We start from the raw sequence: 15,593 nt of genomic DNA, 5'->3' as shown, positions 1-15,593 counted from the left end.
GCCCCGCCGGTCGTTGTTCATGCGTGACGCGTCAGACGATCTTGATCGACAGGTCCGGCAGCTTGTCGAGCTTGCAGAGGATCACGTCGCCCTTGACCACCGGACCGACATTTTCCGGGGTGCCGGAATAGATGATGTCGCCGGCAAACAGCTCGTTGGCGGCGGAGAGCCGGGAAATCTGCTCGGCCACCGACCAGATCATGTGCTTCAGCGTGGCGTTCTGCTTCACCGTGCCATTGACCGCGAGCGAGATCGCTCCATCGGCGAAATGGCCGACCTGTTCCACCCTGTGGAGCGGCCCGATCGGCGCGGAGCGATCGAAGCTCTTGCCGATTTCCCACGGCTTCTTCTCGTTCCCCATGGCGCGCTGCAGGTCGCGGCGGGTCATGTCGAGGCCCAGCGCATAGCCATAGACATGGTCGAGCGCCTTCTCGATCGGAATGTCGCGACCGCCGGATTTCAACGCTGCAACCAGTTCCACCTCGTAATGGTAGTTGCTGGTCAGCGTCGGATAGGGATGGTCGGCGACCGTGCCGGGGGCAACGAACTGGATCGCGTCGGTCGGCTTCTGAAAGAAGAAGGGCGGCTCCCGGGTCGGATCAGACCCCATCTCGCGGGCATGAGCCGCGTAGTTGCGGCCGATGCAATAGATGCGGCGGACCGGAAAGACATCCGTCGTGCCGACGATCGGGATGGTGGTCTGCGCCACCGCGAAGACCGGCTTTGCGGCCTGGGCAGCGGCCGGCGTGGCAAGCGAGCCGGCGGCTGCGGCCGCCGATCCGGCGATGAAATGGCGACGCGAAGCGGCCATGGTGAACCTCCCAGTTTGTTATGCGGCTGAGACAAGCATGGGCATGGAGACATGCCAAGCCCACAGGACCGGACGCAGGCCCCCGCGTGATCACGGTTTCGCAATCAGGGCGCGGGGCCCATGTCCCCGTCCAGATCAGCGAGTTCCTGCTGCACGAGTTCGCCGGTCTTCCGCTCGACCGACCGGTAGGCGAGAATCAGGCGCCGGCCGAAGTCGGTAATATGTGCGCCGCCGCCCTGCGCGCCGCCGGCCGCTGCCGTGGTCACCGGGCTTGCAAACATGGTGTTCATCGCATCGACCAAGAGCCAGGCCCGCCGGTAGGACATGCCGAGAGACCGTCCCGCCGCCGAGATCGAGCCTGTCTTGTCGATCGCCTCCAGCAGTTCGATCTTGCCCGGGCCGAGGCGCAGGCCTTCGCCGAACACGATGCGGATGCGTGGGCGCGCGTCGGCGAGGCGGCGGCGCGGCGGAACCTTCGGGTCGTCGGGAGTCATTGATCGCCTGTCCAACAGCCTTGGAGGGGGCAAGCATACTGCCGTCCACCAGCAAGGTTGAGATGAAAAGCACTGATGCCCAAGAGACAATTGACTCCTGTTTCACACCGGAGCACATCAAGACCATGAACCTCTTTCGCAGCGCCCGATATCGGCATGTGCGCACCCTCGTGGTGGCGGCCATGGCCTATGTCATCGCGGCGACAGGTCTTCTGGGAGCGGTCAGCCATTCCTCGGCGGTTGCGGCCCCCGGCGGCCTTCTCGTGCTCTGCACGATGGAGGGCATGACCACCGTTCGCGACGACGGATCGGTGCCGGCCCACAAGCCGCTGGCGGCCGATCATTGCCTGCTCTGCTCGGGCATCAGCGTTGCACCGGCCGCCGCCGAGGTTACCGCCAGCGTCACGGTCGAGCCGGTCGCCACTGCTACGATCTTCGTCAGGACCTATGACGCGATCCTGCCGCCCTATGCCTTTACTGGCTGGCTCGGGACGCGATCGCCGCGAGCACCACCTTTCACCGCCTGAGTGATGTCCAGCCAGCGGGCTGACCGGCGTGAGCCGGCCCCGCGCATGATCTCATCCAGCGTTGAATGTTCCCCATGTCCAGAATCCTCCGGGCGGCCCTGACGGGTCTTGCCATTCTTTCAGCACCTCAGGCCTTCGCTCAGAGCCTTGAGCTTCCCCAGATCGACGTCGATGGTCGCCCGGCCGGTTCCGGCGCAGGCGGTGGCTCGCTCACCCAGCCCGGGGTCGACCGCCAGCGCGAACAGGTGAACTCCACCGCCGGCGCTGTGTCGTTCATCGACGCGCAGACCTATCGCAACACCTACGCCAGCAACCTGCGCGACGTGCTTCAGGAGAGCCCCGGCGTCTTCGTGCAGAACCGCTACAGCCAGGAGATCCGCCTCTCGATCCGCGGTTCTGGCATCGCGCGCGCCTTCCACACGCGCGGCGTCGAGATCCTGCAGGACGGCATTCCGACCAACCTCGCGGATGGCTCGGGCGACTTCTACCAGATCGACCCGATGGGGCTCAGGGCCATCGAAGTGTTCCGCGGCGGCAATGCCCTGCCCTTCGGCGCTTCCACGCTGGGCGGCGCGGTGAATTTCGTCACGCCGACCGCCTATACGGCGGCGGCCCCCAACATCTTCCGCATCGATGGCGGCTCTTTCGGTACGATCCGCGCCCATGGCGAGGTGTCGCGCGTCATCGGCAACTGGGATTTCCATGTCGGCGGGACGGTGACCCATTCCGACGGCTGGCGAGCCCACGAGCAGCAGAACCTCGGCCATTTCAACGCCAATGCCGGCTATCGCTTCTCCGACCGGGTCGAGACGCGCTTCTATGCGGGCGCCTATTACACCGACGTGAAGCTGCCGGGCACGCTGACCTACAACCAGGCCATGACCAATCCGCGCATGGCCAATGCGGGCGCGGTCTCAGGCGACCAGGCGCGCAACACCTATGTCCAGCGCTTCGCCAATGTGACGAGCTTCAAGCTCGATTCAGGCCAGCTGGATATCACCAGCTTCGTCGTTCACAAGCACCTGAACCACCCGATCTTCCAGGTGCTGGACCAGGATGGCTGGACCTATGGCATCTCGCCCCGGTTCAACGGCTCGTTCAATCTCGGCGGCTTCCGCAACGATGTCGTCATCGGCGCGCGCATCTTCAACGGCACCAATGACGCACTGCAGTACCAGAATCTCGGCAATGCCACGCGCGGCGTGCTGACGACCAATGCCCGCCAGACCTCGCGCAACTACGAAGCCTGGTTCGAGAACCGGTTCTTCGTGCTGCCGACTTTTGCCATCACGGCTGGGGCCAAGCTGTTCCAGTCGGAGCGCAGCTTCAATGGCGGAACCAACCTCAACAACGCCAACATCGCCTTTATCAACCAGACGATCACCTATGGCGGCGTCAATCCGCGCGTCGGCGTGCTGTGGGAGCCGGTGAAGAACATTCAGGTCTTCGCCAACGTCACCCGCAGCGCCGACCTGCCCGACTTCTCCGACCTGGTGCAGAGCAACTCGCTCGGCATCTCCACCTTCCAGTCGAGCCTCAAGGCACAGACTGCGACAACCTTCGAGATCGGCACGCGTGGCCGCTCGGGCCGGTTCGGCTGGGAGGCAGTCGTCTATTCCTCGGATGTCCGCAACCAGTTGCTGCAGTTCGGCGTTAACCCGGCGGCCAGCATTCCCGCCGCCACCTTCAACGCGCCCCACACCCGCCTGCAGGGCGTGGAATTCGCCGGCAGCGTCGACCTGTTCAACAATCTGGCCTCGGCCGACGACAAGCTGACGCTCCGCCAGGTCTGGACGTATTCGGACTTCCGGATGGTCAATGACCCGACCTATGGCAACAACCGCCTGCCGGTCGTCCCGACCCACGTGCTGCGCACGGCGCTGACCTACACGCATCCCCAGTTCAGCGTGACGCCGACCGTCGACATCGTCCCGGAAGGGGCCTTCGTCGACTATCGCAACACGTTCAAGGTCGGCGGCTACTGGCTCTTGGGCCTGCAGGCGAGCGTCAACCTGCCGAACAATGCGACCCTGTTCGTCGACGCCCGCAACCTGCTCGATCGCCGCTACATCAGCGACATCAGCCCGGTGGTGAACAACAACACGACGGCGGCTGGCTATTATCCGGGCACGGGCCGCTCGATCTATGGGGGCGTGCGCTACCAGTTCTAATGTAATAATATCACAATGCCGCCAGTCCTCGCGGGCTGGCGGCTCCCTCCGATGGAGCCCATCCGCAGCATGTTTGCCGACGCCGCAGCAGCAGCAGTGCCCGACGCCACCGCCCCGGTGGACGAGAGCCTGCGCGCGTTGTTTGCCCTGCGGCCGGCCGACCTGATGGGGGAGGGTCAGGGTCCCCTGCCCGTCCTGGTGCCGGGAGCAACCGCCGACGAAAATCTGGCGCCAGCCCTCACGATCAAGCCCGAGTCCTGGCAGATCGCGCCTGCCGCCATGCGCCTCGCCCCCTGGGGCGCTCTCCTCTCCGCTCTGATCCACGCCTCGGTGGCGGCGGCGGCGTTCTACATGTTCGAGCCGAAACCGCCACAGGCGATGGAATTGCCCTCCGTCGATATCGAGCTCGTGGCACCGGCCGAACCGCCGCCCGCGCCTGCCGCCGAGGCCTCGCCGGAACCGGTGGCCGAGCCCCAGGCCGAGGCCCAACCGACGCCGCCCGAGCCGGTCGTCGAGACACCGCCACCGCCCGTCGAGGAGCCGCCGCCCGTCGAGCAGCAGATGGCCGAGGCACCGCCCGTGCCGGAACCGCCGCCCGAGATCGTTCTGGATCCGCCCCCGGTCGCCGAATTGCCGCTGCCGGCCGAGCTCATTCCGCCAACGCCCCCCGAACCCAAACCTCCGGAACCGAAGCCGGTCGTGCAACGACCGCCGCCGGTGGTCCAGCCCCGTCGTGTCGCGACTGTTCCGCCGCGGCGCGAACCGCCCCGCGAAGTGCGCCGCCCTGTCGAGCGGGCCGAGCGCCGCCCGCCGGTGCGTGCTGCCGCTGCGCCTTCCACGGCATCGGCCGGGCGCGGCGTGTCCTCCGAACAGAGCCAGCGCACATCGACGCCGCCGCCAAGCTATCTCGCGCTGGTCATCGCCCAGCTCCACCGCGCCAAACCCGCCGGCTCGGGTGAGCATGGTCGCGCCGTCGTCTCCTTCGCCATCCTGCGCTCGGGCGCCGCGACCGGCGTGTCGCTGGCTCGATCCTCGGGCGTGGCCGCCATCGATCAGGCCGCGACCGCCATGGTCCGGCGCGCTTCCCCCTTCCCGCCGCTGCCGAGCGAGTTCGCTCCCGGCAGCATGTCCCTCACCGTGCCCATCAATTTCCGCTGACAAGGAGATCGCCATGACGATCACTGGCAAGACAGCCTTCTCGCTCGCCCTCGCAGGCCTCGGCCTCGCCGCCACCGCCGCTTCCGCCCATGTGACGCTGGAGCGTCGTGAGGCGCCCGCCGGCAGCTATTACAAGGCCGTGCTCGGCGTGCCCCATGGCTGCGGTCGCGAGCCGACCACATCGGTCCGCGTGACCCTGCCGGAGGGCTTCATCTCGGCCCGGCCGCAGCCGAAGACCGGCTGGACGCTGGCGATCACCAATGGCGCCTATGCCAAGGTCTATTCGTCGCATGGCCGCGAAATCCGCCAGGGCGCGCGCGAGATCACCTGGTCCGGCGGCAACCTGCCGAACGAGCATTACGAGGAATTCGTGCTCGTCGGCCAGATTGATGCCAGCGTCCCGGCCGGCCCGCTCTATTTCCCGGTGGTGCAGACCTGCGCCAATGGCGAGAACCGCTGGGTTGAGGTTCCGGCTCCCGGCGCTACGGCGCATCTGGCAAGCCCGGCTCCGTCGCTGACTGTGCTGGCGGCAGCCCCGAGCGCCCCGCCTGCGGTGCGCGTCGGCAACCTGCGCATCGAGCAGCCCTGGTCACGGGCCACGCCCGGCGGCGCCCGCGTTGCCGGTGGTTACGTCCGCATCACCAATACTGGCACCGAGCCCGACCGGCTGGTGAGCGGCGCAACCAGCGTCTCCGAGCGGGTCGAGATCCACGAGATGGCGACCACCAATGGCGTGATGACCATGCGTCCGCTGGCCAATGGGATCGTGATCGCTCCCGGCCAGACGGTGGAGCTGAAGCCCGGCGGCCTGCACATCATGCTGATGGGCCTGACCCGGCCGCTCGCCCAGGGACAGAGCTTCAAGGCGACGCTGGTGTTCGAGAAGGCCGGTTCGGTCGAGCTCGATTTCGCGATCAATGCGATCGGCGCGGGCGCGCCTGCAGGCGCCGCCGCCGGCGGCCATCACCACCACTGAGGTCACTGCGTCGGCTTGATGCGGAATGGCGGCGGGGTTAGACCCGTCGCCATGAGCCAGACGCCCCGCCCCGATCCCTCGCCCCTGCCGTTCGACCTCGAGGCGCGCAAGGCCGCCTCGAAGGCCTGGTTTGAATCGCTGCGCGATCGCATCTGCGCGGCCTTCGAGGCGCTCGAGGACGACCTGCCCTCGGGCACCGTCCATTCGGACCTGCCGCCGGGCCGCTTCACCCGCAAGCCCTGGTCGCGCACCGACCATTCCGGCGCCAAGGGCGGCGGCGGCGTCATGGGCATGATGACCGGCCGCGTGTTCGAAAAGGTCGGCGTCCACGTCTCGACCGTGCATGGCGAATTCGCACCGGAATTCCGCGGGCAGATCCCCGGCGCCAGCGACAATCCTAGCTTCTGGGCCTCGGGCATCTCGTTGATCGCCCACCCGCGCAATCCGAACGTGCCCGCCGTGCACATGAACACCCGCATGGTCGTCACGACGCGGGCCTGGTTCGGCGGGGGCGCCGATCTCACCCCTGTGCTCGACCGCAGGCGGACCCAGACCGATCCTGATACCATCGCCTTCCATGCGGCAATGGAGAAGGCCTGTGCCGCGCACGAAATAGCCGACTACGCCCGCTACAAGGCCTGGTGCGACGACTATTTCTTCCTCAAGCACCGCAATGAACCGCGCGGCATCGGCGGCATCTTCTTCGACTATCTCGACACCGGCGACCGCAATGCCGATTTCGCCTTCACGCAGAACGTCGGGACGGCCTTCGCGGAGATCTATCCGGCGCTGGTGCGCGGCAATTTCGGCACGGCCTGGACCGAGGCCGACCGCGACGAGCAGCTCATCCGGCGCGGGCGCTATGTCGAGTTCAACCTGCTGCACGACCGCGGCACGATCTTCGGCCTGAAGACCGGCGGCAATGTCGAGAGCATCCTCTCGTCCATGCCACCCGTGGTGAAATGGCCCTGAGGCCGGGGTGGATCGAAACGGAAGGGTGATGCCCGGTTCCGGACTGCACCATCCGCGTCATGGCAGGCCTTGTGCCTGCCATCCACGACTTCCCCTCAGCGAGCGGAACTCAAAGACGTGGATGCCCGCCACAAGGGCGGGCATGACGAAAGTGGCAACCCGCCCGTGGTGAAATGGCCGTGAGGCTGGGGTTCAGAACGCCGCGCAGGCGCGCCGCGTCACGATGCCGACCGCTTGCTGGCTGAACCGCCGCTTGTAAGCCTCGGCGATCTCGGCGAGGCGCGGCAGGTCGCGGGCCGGCTCCTCCAGCACGATCATCAGGACCTTGCTCGGCTCGCGAACGATGACGCCGCGCGCGCTGTCGCAATACTGCCCCCGCGCATCCGTGACCGTGAAACCCGCGGGAAAGCGCGGGGTCACCTCGTGATCGGTGAAGGCGCGGAAATCGCCTTCCGACACACCGAGCCGATCGTTGATGTTGCGGCCGAACAGGAGCTCGGCGACGAGACGCGGGCGGCCGCCCGGCGGGCACTCCGGATCGCTTGTGATGACGCAACCAGCCAGCAGCACGCCCAGCAAGGGCCAGATCCAGAGCCTCATCCTGTCGTTCCCGTGCCGATGCGCGAGAGGCCACGCTCGTCGATCGCGACCGATTTGACCAGAGCCGTCACGCGGTCTCCGACATCGAGGCCGAGATCGGCGAGGGCCAGCCGCGTGGCCGAAGCGACCAGGCGCTCACCGCCAGCGAGCGCGATCGTCACCATGGCAGCGGGCCCCTCGCCCGCATCGACGGCCGCAATGGTGCCGGCGAGCTGGGTGCGCACGCTGACCTGCCCGGGATGGCCGACGGCCAGCGCCACATCGGTTGCGCGGATCGCCACCCGCAGCGTCTGGCCGAGACTGCCGACGAGACCCGGAACAGTCAGGGTGCCGGCGGGATGGGCGATCTCGGTCACGGCGAAATCCGGCCTGTGGCGGGCAATGGTCCCGGTGACCAGCGAGAGCGCCGCCAGCCTCTCGGCCGTGGAGCCCAGGCCCACGGCAGCCAGAACCTCCGACGGCGTTCCTGTTGCAACCACGCGCCCGGCTTCGAACCGGACGACGCGCGACGCAAGCCGCGTCACCTCCTCGACCGCGTGGCTGACATAGAGGATCGGCAGTGCGAACTCGTCGCGCAGGCGCTCGATGAACGGCAGGATCTCGTATTTGCGGGCTTCGTCGAGGGCGGCCAGCGGCTCGTCCATCAGCAGGAGGCGCGGCGATGTGAGCAGCGCACGGCCGATGGCGACGCGCTGGCGCTCGCCGCCGGAAAGAGTGGCCGGACGCCGGTCCAGAAGATGGCCAATCCCCAGCACCTCGATCACCGCATCGAAGCCGATGCGCCGCTCGGCCTTATCGGTGAACCAGCGGCCATAGGTAAGGTTGGCCTTCACCGAGAGATGGGGAAACAGCAGCGCGTCCTGAAAGACCAGGCCGATGCGGCGGGCATGGGGCGGCACGTCGGTGCCAGCAGCCGTATCGAGCAGGACGGTGTCGTCGAGCGTTATGCGGCCGCGATCGGGACGGTCGAGACCGGCGATCAGGCGGATCGCCGTCGACTTTCCCGACCCGGACGGCCCGAACAGCGCGGTGATGCCAGCGCCGGCCTCGAAGGCCGCCTCGAAGCGGAAATCCGGGCGCTGCCAGCAGCAGTCAAAGGAGATCATCGGCCTCGACCGCTCATCACCGCGTCCTATCGCACAAGGGTGAACCCCTCGGCCTCGAAGATCCGGCTTGCCGCAGGCGAACGCAAGTAGGCGAGAAAGGCGGTAGCATCCGGGTAGCTGGAACTGGCCGTCAGCGCGAAGGGATAGGCCACGGCCGGATGGCTCCCCGCCGGAAACGTGCCAACCACCCGCACGCGCGGCTCGACCTTCGCATCGGTTGCATAAACAATGCCGAAGCGCGCTTCCCCGCGCGCGACCAGCGCCAGGGCGGAGCGGACATTGTCGGCGCCCGCAATCCTGGGAGAGACCGCGTCCCAGACGCCGAGTGCGGTGAGTGCCGACTGCGCGTAGCGGCCGACCGGTACGGCGCGCGGATCGCCGGTGGCAAGCCTGGACGAGCCGATGGCGGCGGCGAGCGCGAAGCCGGGGGCGATCACGAGCTGGACCGGGTCGTCCTTGGCGGCGATCAACACCAGGCTGTTGGCGAGCAGCGTGGTGCGCGTCGCCGGCTTGATGAGGGCTCGCTGCTGAACCCAGTCCATCCACTCGAGATCGGCGGAAGCGAAGATGTCGGCTGGCGCGCCCTGCTCGATCTGGCGAGCGAGCGCGGAGGAGGCGGCAAACGAGAACGATACGCGCCTGCCGGTTTCCTTCTGCCATTCAGCGCCAATGGCGTTGAGGGCCGTCTGCAGGCTGGCCGCGGCGAAGACCAGGACGGGGCGCACTTCCTGCGCGATGACAACCCTTGCGTCAGGCAGGCAGGCCAGCCCCGTGATGGCAAGGCCCAGTACCAGCCGGCGTGTTGCCTTTGCCCAAACCATCCTGGCCTCCATCGTTATAGCTGAATGGATATAGCGCATCTGACATCGTGTCCAGCCGGATCGAGGGAGCCCGACACGCAGCCGTGACACCGCGTCGCTTGACATCCTGCCCATTCCGTCATTTCAGTAATTCCTGAAAATTGGAAAGCATCCCCCGATGAACCTTCCCCCTCTGATCCAGGCCTTCGTGCTCCATTTCGGCGAGATGGGCTCGCGCTGGGGCATCAACCGCACCGTCGGCCAGATCTACGCGGTGCTGTTTGCCGCCGACCGTCCGCTTTGCGCCGACGATCTGGTCGAGCGGCTCGGTGTCTCGCGCTCCAATGTCTCGATGGGCCTGAAGGAATTGCAGGCCTGGAACCTCGTGCGCCTCAAGCACGTTCCCGGTGACCGGCGCGACTTCTTCTCCACGCCTGACGATGTGTGGGCGATCGTCCGCACCCTGGTGGCCGAGCGCAAGAAACGCGAGATCGACCCGACGCTGACCGTGCTGCGCGAATTGCTGATGCAGGCGCCGGCCTCTGACGAGGAGCAGCATGCGCAGGGCCGGATGAAGGACATGCATGAGCTGATCGAGCTCCTCACCGGTTGGTATGCCGAGATCGAGAAGCTGGAGACCGAGCGGCTGGTGCAGTTGCTGACCCTCGGCTCGAAGGTGGTGAAGGTCCTCGAGATGAAGGATCGCCTGTTCTCGCTGCCGGGCGGCAAGACGAAAGCGGCTCGCGCCGATGTGCCCACGACCTAGTGCCTGCTCCCCCCGCTAGAGGCCTGTTCCCCCATGTTTACCGCTCTAGACCCCTTCCTGCTGGCGCGCATCCAGTTCGCCGCCAATATCTCGTTCCACATCCTCTTCCCCACGATCTCGATCGCGCTCTCGTGGGTGCTGATCTATTTCAAGTGGCGCTATGTCCGCTCGCGCGACGAGGCATGGATGGACGCCTATCGCCTGTGGGTGAAGGTCTTCGCGCTGACCTTCGCGCTGGGCGTCGTCTCCGGCATCACCATGAGCTTCCAGTTCGGCACCAACTGGCCGGGCTACATGATGAAGGTCGGCAATATCGCCGGGCCGCTCCTCGCCTATGAGGTCCTGACCGCCTTCTTCCTGGAGGCCGGCTTCCTCGGCATCATGCTGTTCGGATTCCGCCGGGTGCCGGGTTGGCTGCACAATCTGGCGACTGGCCTGGTGGCCTTCGGCACCACGCTCTCGGCCTTCTGGATTCTCGCGCTCAATTCCTGGATGCAGACGCCGGCCGGCCACGAGATGCGCAACGGCGTTGCCCATGCGGTGGACTGGTGGGCGATCGTGTTCAATCCCTCCATGCCCTACCGGCTCAGCCATATGCTGCTGGCATCGGGCCTGACGGTTGCCTTCCTGATCGCCGGCCTGTCGGCCTATCAGCGGCTCAGGGGCGACCGGCGCGATGCAGTTGGCGCGACGCTGAAGACCGGAATCGTGCTGGCAGCCATTTTGATCCCGATCCAGATCTTCGCCGGCGACCAGCACGGCCTCAACACGCTGAAGCACCAGCCGCAGAAGGTCGCCGCCATGGAGGCCAATTGGGAGACCCGCGGCAACGTGCCCCTGGTCCTGTTCGCCTGGCCTGACGAGCAGACCCGGAGCAACCGCTTCGAGATCGCCATTCCCTCGGTGGCGAGCCTCATCCTTACCCACAAGCCGGATGGCGTGGTGCCGGGCCTGAACGACTTCAGGGGCGCGCATCCCCCCGTGGCTCCGGTGTTCTTCGCGTTCCGCATCATGGTCGGCGTTGGGCTTCTCATGCTCGCCGTCTCGTGGTTCGCCTCGTGGCAGATGTGGCGGCGCGGCGAGCCCGCTCCCTGGATGCAGCGGGTGCTGGTGGCGATGACCTTCTCGGGCTGGGTCGCGACGCTGTCGGGCTGGTACGTGACCGAGATCGGCCGCCAGCCGTTCCTGGTCTCCGGCGTGCTGCGCACCGCCGATGCGGTCTCGAATGTGTCCGGCGGCATGGTCGCGACCACGCTTGCCGCCTATCTCGCGACCTATCTGTTCCTGCTCGGTGCCTATGTCAGCGTGATTTTCTATCTCGCGCGCAAGGCCGGCAAGCCGCATGCCGCCGAACCGGATCTGAAGGATCCGGTTCTCACCCAGCAACCCGCCTGAGGAGGACGCCATGGAACCCGCATTCTGGCTGCCAGTCGCCTTCGCGGTGCTGATGGGCGTCTCGATCCTCGCCTATGTCATCCTCGATGGCTACGACCTCGGCGTCGGCATCCTGCTGCCCTTCGCCGAGCCCTCCGAGCGCGACCGGATGATCGCGTCCATCGGACCCTTCTGGGACGCCAACGAGACCTGGCTGGTGCTGGCCGTCGGCCTGCTGCTCGTGGCCTTTCCCGAAGCCCATGGCGTCATTCTGACGACGCTGTACCTGCCGGTGACGTTCCTGCTCATCGCACTGGTGGTGCGGGGCGTTGCCTTCGAGTTCCGCGCCAAGGCCGGAACGCCGTTCAAGCGCTGGTGGGATCGTGGCTTCTTCGGCGGCTCGCTGGTGGCCGCGCTGTCGCAGGGCTACATGCTCGGGCTCTATGTCACCGGCTTTGCCGAGGGCGTGTTCGTCCACCTGTTCGGCGCACTGACAGCCGTCTGTCTCGCCGCTGCCTATGCCTTCATCGGCTCGACCTGGCTCCTGTGGAAGACGGAAGATGCGCTGCAGGTGAAGGCCGTGCGCTGGGCGCGCCTGACCCTCGGTTCGGTCGCCATCGGGGTCGCGGCCGTGTCGATCGCAACACCGCTCGCCTCTCCCCGCATCTTCGCCAAATGGTTCTCGTTCCCGGAGATCATCGCGCTGGCGCCGATCCCGCTGATGACCGGCGCGATCGTGCTGGGGATCTGGATCTTCCTGAAGCGCATGCCGCGGGCCGACCATCATCTCGACGGCGTGCCGTTCATGGCGGCGGCGATGCTCAACGTGCTGGGCTTTGCCGGGCTTGCCTATTCCTTCTACCCCTATGTGGTGCCGGAGCGGCTGACGGTCTGGCAGGCGGCGGCTGCGCCGGAAAGCCTGATGCTGATCTTCATCGGCACCTGCGTCGTGCTGCCGATGATCCTCGGCTACACGGCGCTGTCCTATGCGGTGTTCCGCGGCAAGGCGACCGATCTCAGCTACGATTGAGGGGTGCAGCTCGGCTCCCCTCCGGTGAACCCTATCCGTTCCTCATCCTGAGGCGCACCGGAGCGCCAGCGACAGTGCCTCGAAGAACGGCGTTCCGTTGGCGGAGAAGAGGTCCTTCGAGGCTCGCTCGCGCTCGCACCTCAGGATGAGGGCGGAGAGATACCGCTGAGGCGGATGGTCGCGGCGTTCAGACCCTGGCGGTCTCGAACCAGAACCGGTCGATATTCTCGGCCAGCCGGCGATAGCCTTCCGGCGAGTGGGGCTTCACGACATAGGCGTTGGCCCGGTCGCGGTAGCAGCGCTCGATGTCGACAGCGCGCTCGGATGACGAGAAGATCAAGGTTGGCACGGCCAGCGTGGCGCTGTCCGACTTGATGGCACGCAACACATCGAAGCCGTCCATGCCGGGCATGTTCAGGTCGAGGAGCACCAGGTCAGGGTCGAAGGACCGGATCATGTCCAGCGCGTCGGCACCATTGTCGGCGTGGCGGATCTGCACCTTGGATGGGCCATCCCGAAAGCCATGGGTGAGGAACACCGCCTCGTCGGCCTCGTCGTCAACGATCAGCAATCGCCGCTCACGCATGTCCATCGGCATCCCCAACGCGGCCCGACGACCTGCGGACGTCCCTTGCTGGTAATGTAAGCACAATTCGCGCGCCCTGCGAATAGGACGGATCGAGCCCGATCTCGCCATTGTGGCTTTCGACAATGCGCCGGGCGAGCGCGAGGCCGACGCCCATGCCGGGGTAGCGACTCTCGTCGCGGTGCAGGCGCTTGAAGATCTCGAACACCCGCTCGGCATATTGCGGGTCGATGCCGATGCCATTGTCCTCGACGGCGATCTCCCAGAGCTGCCCGGTCCGTCGCGCGCGGATCTTGACCAGGGGCGGCGCCTCGCTGCGGTACTTCAATGCATTGGCGATGAGGTTCTGGAAGAGGTGCACCAACAGGTCGGCATCGCCGGAGATCCGCGGCAGGTTGAACAGGCTGATCGTCGCGCCGCTGTCGCGGATCTCGCCCTCGAGCAGTGCCATCGCGTCAGCCATCACCTGGTTGAGGTCCACGCCGTCGGACTTCACCTCGGCATAGGCGACAGCCGTATAGGCGACGAGACTGCGGATCAGCCGCATCATGCGCTCGACGCTCGCCGAGATGCGCCGGACATATTCGGCACTTTCCGGGCTCGACCCATCGACATGGGCCTGAAGCATCTCGGCAAACATGGCGATGTGGCGCAGCGGCGCCTGCAGGTCGTGGGAGACGATGGCGGAGAACTGCTTGAGCGCCGCATTGCCCTGCTGCAGCTTCGCCTCGCTCAATTGCCGCTCGGTATCGTCGCGGATCACCGCCAGGATCTTTGCCTCGCTCTCCGATGTCGCAGGCAGAAGCGTGTAGGCGTTCTGCACCCAGACCCAGTGGCCGTCGCGATGGCGCATGCGGTGGATGCTCAGCGCATGCGGAGCTTCCGGCGAGACCGTCCGGTTGACGCGCTTCAGTTCCTCAAGATCGTCGGGATGGATCAGGTCAGGCCGCGGGCGGCCGATCAGTTCGGCGGGATCGTAGCCGAGCACGCGCGATACGGCAGGCGAGATATACTCGATCGTCGCCGTCTCCTGCGACCGCAACAGGACGATATCGCTGATGGCCTCGGCGAGCAGGCGATAGCGCGCCTCGCTCAGCGCCAGGGCACGGGTTCGCTCCTCGACGCGCTGTTCCAGTCCGCGATTGGCCGTTTCGAGCGCGGCGGCCTGATCGCTCAGGCGGCGCGAGACTTCGGCGAAGGCGCGCCCGACATGGTTGACCTCGGTGACCGGCGTCTGCGGAACGGCGGTCAGCCCGCCACGGATCACCGCTTCCGCCGCATCGGTGAGGCTCGTCGAGGCACTCTTCAGGCGGCGCACAAGCCCCAGCGCCAGCACCGCCGAGACCAGCAGAAGCGCTGCGCCAACCCCGCCGAGCAGCCAGAGACTGCGCACGAGCGGCGCACGCAGGGCCGTCTGGTCGACGCCCATCGTCACCATCCAGCCGGAGACGGTTGACCGCTGGTAGAAACCGGAGACCAGCACCCCCGACGGATTGAACCCCGACCACGTGCCGGAGGGCCCCGACGCCAGGTCGAAGCCCGGCAGCCGCTGGCCGACCGATTGCTCATGCGCCTCCGACCGCGCGATGATCACGCCGTTGCGGTCGACCAGGGAAGCGAAATAGGGAGCCTCGATGCCGGAACGCGCCAGCATGGCGGCGAAATAGCGGGGGTCGAAAGCGGTGGTGATGAGATAGCGCGGACGGCCCTCGCGCACGGCCGGGGAGATGATGCCGACCCACGGTTTCGCGTCGCGCCGGCTGGTGAAGAGATTGGTGACCACCGGCTCCATCTGGCTCAAGGCCCGGTGGTGCGGCTCGATGAGGGACAACTGACCGAGCGGCACACCAACCGACAGACCGGTATCGACAAGGATGTTGCCCTCGGGGTCGCGCAGGCGGATTGCCATTCCCTGCTCGGACAGGGAGCGGGCCTGCCGATCGAAGCGGGCATAATCAGCACTGTCGATGGCGGGAGAGGTCGCCAGCGCTTCGAGAACACCAATCCGCGCGCTGACGACGGCGTCGATCAGCCTGACAAGTTCGGCATTGCGCTGGATTGCGGCACTTTCCAGCCGCTGGGCCTCGGCGGTCGCAAAACGCCAGGTGGCGATCGCCGCGAACATCATGGGTGGCAGGGCGAGGACAGCCGCGAAAGCCGCGAGATAGACGGCAAGGCTCCACCCGCGCGACGGCCGCTCCCCGGTCATTGGTCGTCCATTC

The 15,593-nt window shown here is 66.7% G+C and carries 15 protein-coding genes; 8 read left to right on the top strand and 7 right to left on the bottom strand.

Annotated elements, in window-relative coordinates; genetic code table 11:
- Positions 1–31: 31 nt before the first annotated feature.
- Together E8L99_RS12205 and E8L99_RS12200 are read right to left on the bottom strand one after the other, a co-directional pair.
- Positions 32–811, bottom strand: coding sequence for a fumarylacetoacetate hydrolase family protein (locus tag E8L99_RS12205; protein ID WP_137099794.1), 780 nt, complete (start codon positions 809–811; stop codon positions 32–34).
- Between the two features lie 104 nt (positions 812–915).
- Positions 916–1,305: a winged helix-turn-helix domain-containing protein gene (locus E8L99_RS12200; RefSeq protein WP_137099793.1), complete on the bottom strand. Its 390-nt coding sequence runs from the start codon at positions 1,303–1,305 to the stop codon at positions 916–918.
- 125 nt (positions 1,306–1,430) lie between these two features.
- Between E8L99_RS12200 and E8L99_RS12195 the strand changes: the two genes are divergently transcribed.
- The 5 genes from E8L99_RS12195 (at position 1,431) to hemF (ending at position 7,109) form a co-directional block, all read left to right on the top strand.
- Positions 1,431–1,832 carry a DUF2946 family protein gene (locus tag E8L99_RS12195; RefSeq protein ID WP_137099792.1) on the top strand — a complete coding sequence of 134 codons (402 nt, stop codon included), beginning with the start codon at positions 1,431–1,433 and terminating at the stop codon, positions 1,830–1,832.
- 65 nt (positions 1,833–1,897) lie between these two features.
- Positions 1,898–4,003 carry a TonB-dependent receptor family protein gene (locus tag E8L99_RS12190; RefSeq protein WP_137099791.1) on the top strand — a complete coding sequence of 702 codons (2,106 nt, stop codon included), beginning with the start codon at positions 1,898–1,900 and terminating at the stop codon, positions 4,001–4,003.
- 69 nt (positions 4,004–4,072) lie between these two features.
- Positions 4,073–5,161 (top strand): energy transducer TonB family protein, encoded by a 1,089-nt coding sequence (locus tag E8L99_RS12185; protein WP_168201658.1) that lies wholly within the window; start codon positions 4,073–4,075, stop codon positions 5,159–5,161.
- A 13-nt stretch (positions 5,162–5,174) separates the two neighbouring features.
- Positions 5,175–6,137 carry a DUF1775 domain-containing protein gene (locus tag E8L99_RS12180; RefSeq protein WP_137099789.1) on the top strand — a complete coding sequence of 321 codons (963 nt, stop codon included), beginning with the start codon at positions 5,175–5,177 and terminating at the stop codon, positions 6,135–6,137.
- 51 nt (positions 6,138–6,188) lie between these two features.
- Positions 6,189–7,109, top strand: coding sequence for an oxygen-dependent coproporphyrinogen oxidase (gene hemF, locus E8L99_RS12175; protein WP_137099788.1), 921 nt, complete (start codon positions 6,189–6,191; stop codon positions 7,107–7,109).
- A 192-nt stretch (positions 7,110–7,301) separates the two neighbouring features.
- Here the strand turns inward: hemF and E8L99_RS12170 are convergent, their stop codons facing one another.
- The 3 genes from E8L99_RS12170 to modA are packed head-to-tail and all read right to left on the bottom strand — an operon-like array spanning position 7,302 to position 9,648.
- The gene (locus tag E8L99_RS12170) at positions 7,302–7,709 is read right to left on the bottom strand and encodes a DUF3574 domain-containing protein (RefSeq protein WP_137099787.1); all 408 of its coding nucleotides are present in this window, start codon (positions 7,707–7,709) and stop codon (positions 7,302–7,304) included.
- A complete protein-coding gene (modC, locus tag E8L99_RS12165) occupies positions 7,706–8,815 on the bottom strand; it encodes a molybdenum ABC transporter ATP-binding protein (RefSeq protein ID WP_137099786.1) in 1,110 nt (369 codons plus the stop codon). The genes E8L99_RS12170 and modC overlap by 4 nt, the downstream gene beginning before the upstream one ends.
- A 26-nt stretch (positions 8,816–8,841) precedes the next feature.
- The gene (gene modA / locus E8L99_RS12160) at positions 8,842–9,648 is read right to left on the bottom strand and encodes a molybdate ABC transporter substrate-binding protein (RefSeq protein ID WP_391527491.1); all 807 of its coding nucleotides are present in this window, start codon (positions 9,646–9,648) and stop codon (positions 8,842–8,844) included.
- Positions 9,649–9,793: 145 nt separating this feature from the next.
- Between modA and E8L99_RS12155 the strand changes: the two genes are divergently transcribed.
- The 3 genes from E8L99_RS12155 to E8L99_RS12145 are packed head-to-tail and all read left to right on the top strand — an operon-like array spanning position 9,794 to position 12,785.
- Positions 9,794–10,381 (top strand): GbsR/MarR family transcriptional regulator, encoded by a 588-nt coding sequence (locus tag E8L99_RS12155; RefSeq protein ID WP_137099784.1) that lies wholly within the window; start codon positions 9,794–9,796, stop codon positions 10,379–10,381.
- A gap of 33 nt (positions 10,382–10,414) precedes the next feature.
- Positions 10,415–11,776 (top strand): cytochrome ubiquinol oxidase subunit I, encoded by a 1,362-nt coding sequence (locus E8L99_RS12150; RefSeq protein ID WP_137099783.1) that lies wholly within the window; start codon positions 10,415–10,417, stop codon positions 11,774–11,776.
- 10 nt (positions 11,777–11,786) lie between these two features.
- Positions 11,787–12,785, top strand: coding sequence for a cytochrome d ubiquinol oxidase subunit II (locus tag E8L99_RS12145; RefSeq protein WP_137099782.1), 999 nt, complete (start codon positions 11,787–11,789; stop codon positions 12,783–12,785).
- Positions 12,786–12,972: 187 nt separating this feature from the next.
- On the opposite strand, the gene E8L99_RS12140 is transcribed toward E8L99_RS12145, so the two are convergent.
- Both E8L99_RS12140 and E8L99_RS12135 read right to left on the bottom strand, forming a co-directional pair.
- Positions 12,973–13,356, bottom strand: a complete 384-nt coding sequence (locus E8L99_RS12140) for a response regulator (RefSeq protein ID WP_168201657.1) — start codon at positions 13,354–13,356, stop codon at positions 12,973–12,975.
- Between the two features lie 7 nt (positions 13,357–13,363).
- On the bottom strand, positions 13,364–15,580 hold the full coding sequence (locus E8L99_RS12135) for a sensor histidine kinase (protein WP_137099780.1): 2,217 nt from the start codon (positions 15,578–15,580) through the stop codon (positions 13,364–13,366).
- Positions 15,581–15,593 lie beyond the last annotated feature (13 nt).

Source organism: Phreatobacter aquaticus, assembly GCF_005160265.1.
GTDB classification, from domain to species: domain Bacteria; phylum Pseudomonadota; class Alphaproteobacteria; order Rhizobiales; family Phreatobacteraceae; genus Phreatobacter; species Phreatobacter aquaticus.
Note: the sequence above shows the minus strand (reverse complement) of the source record. Positions and strands in the feature narration are given on the sequence as shown.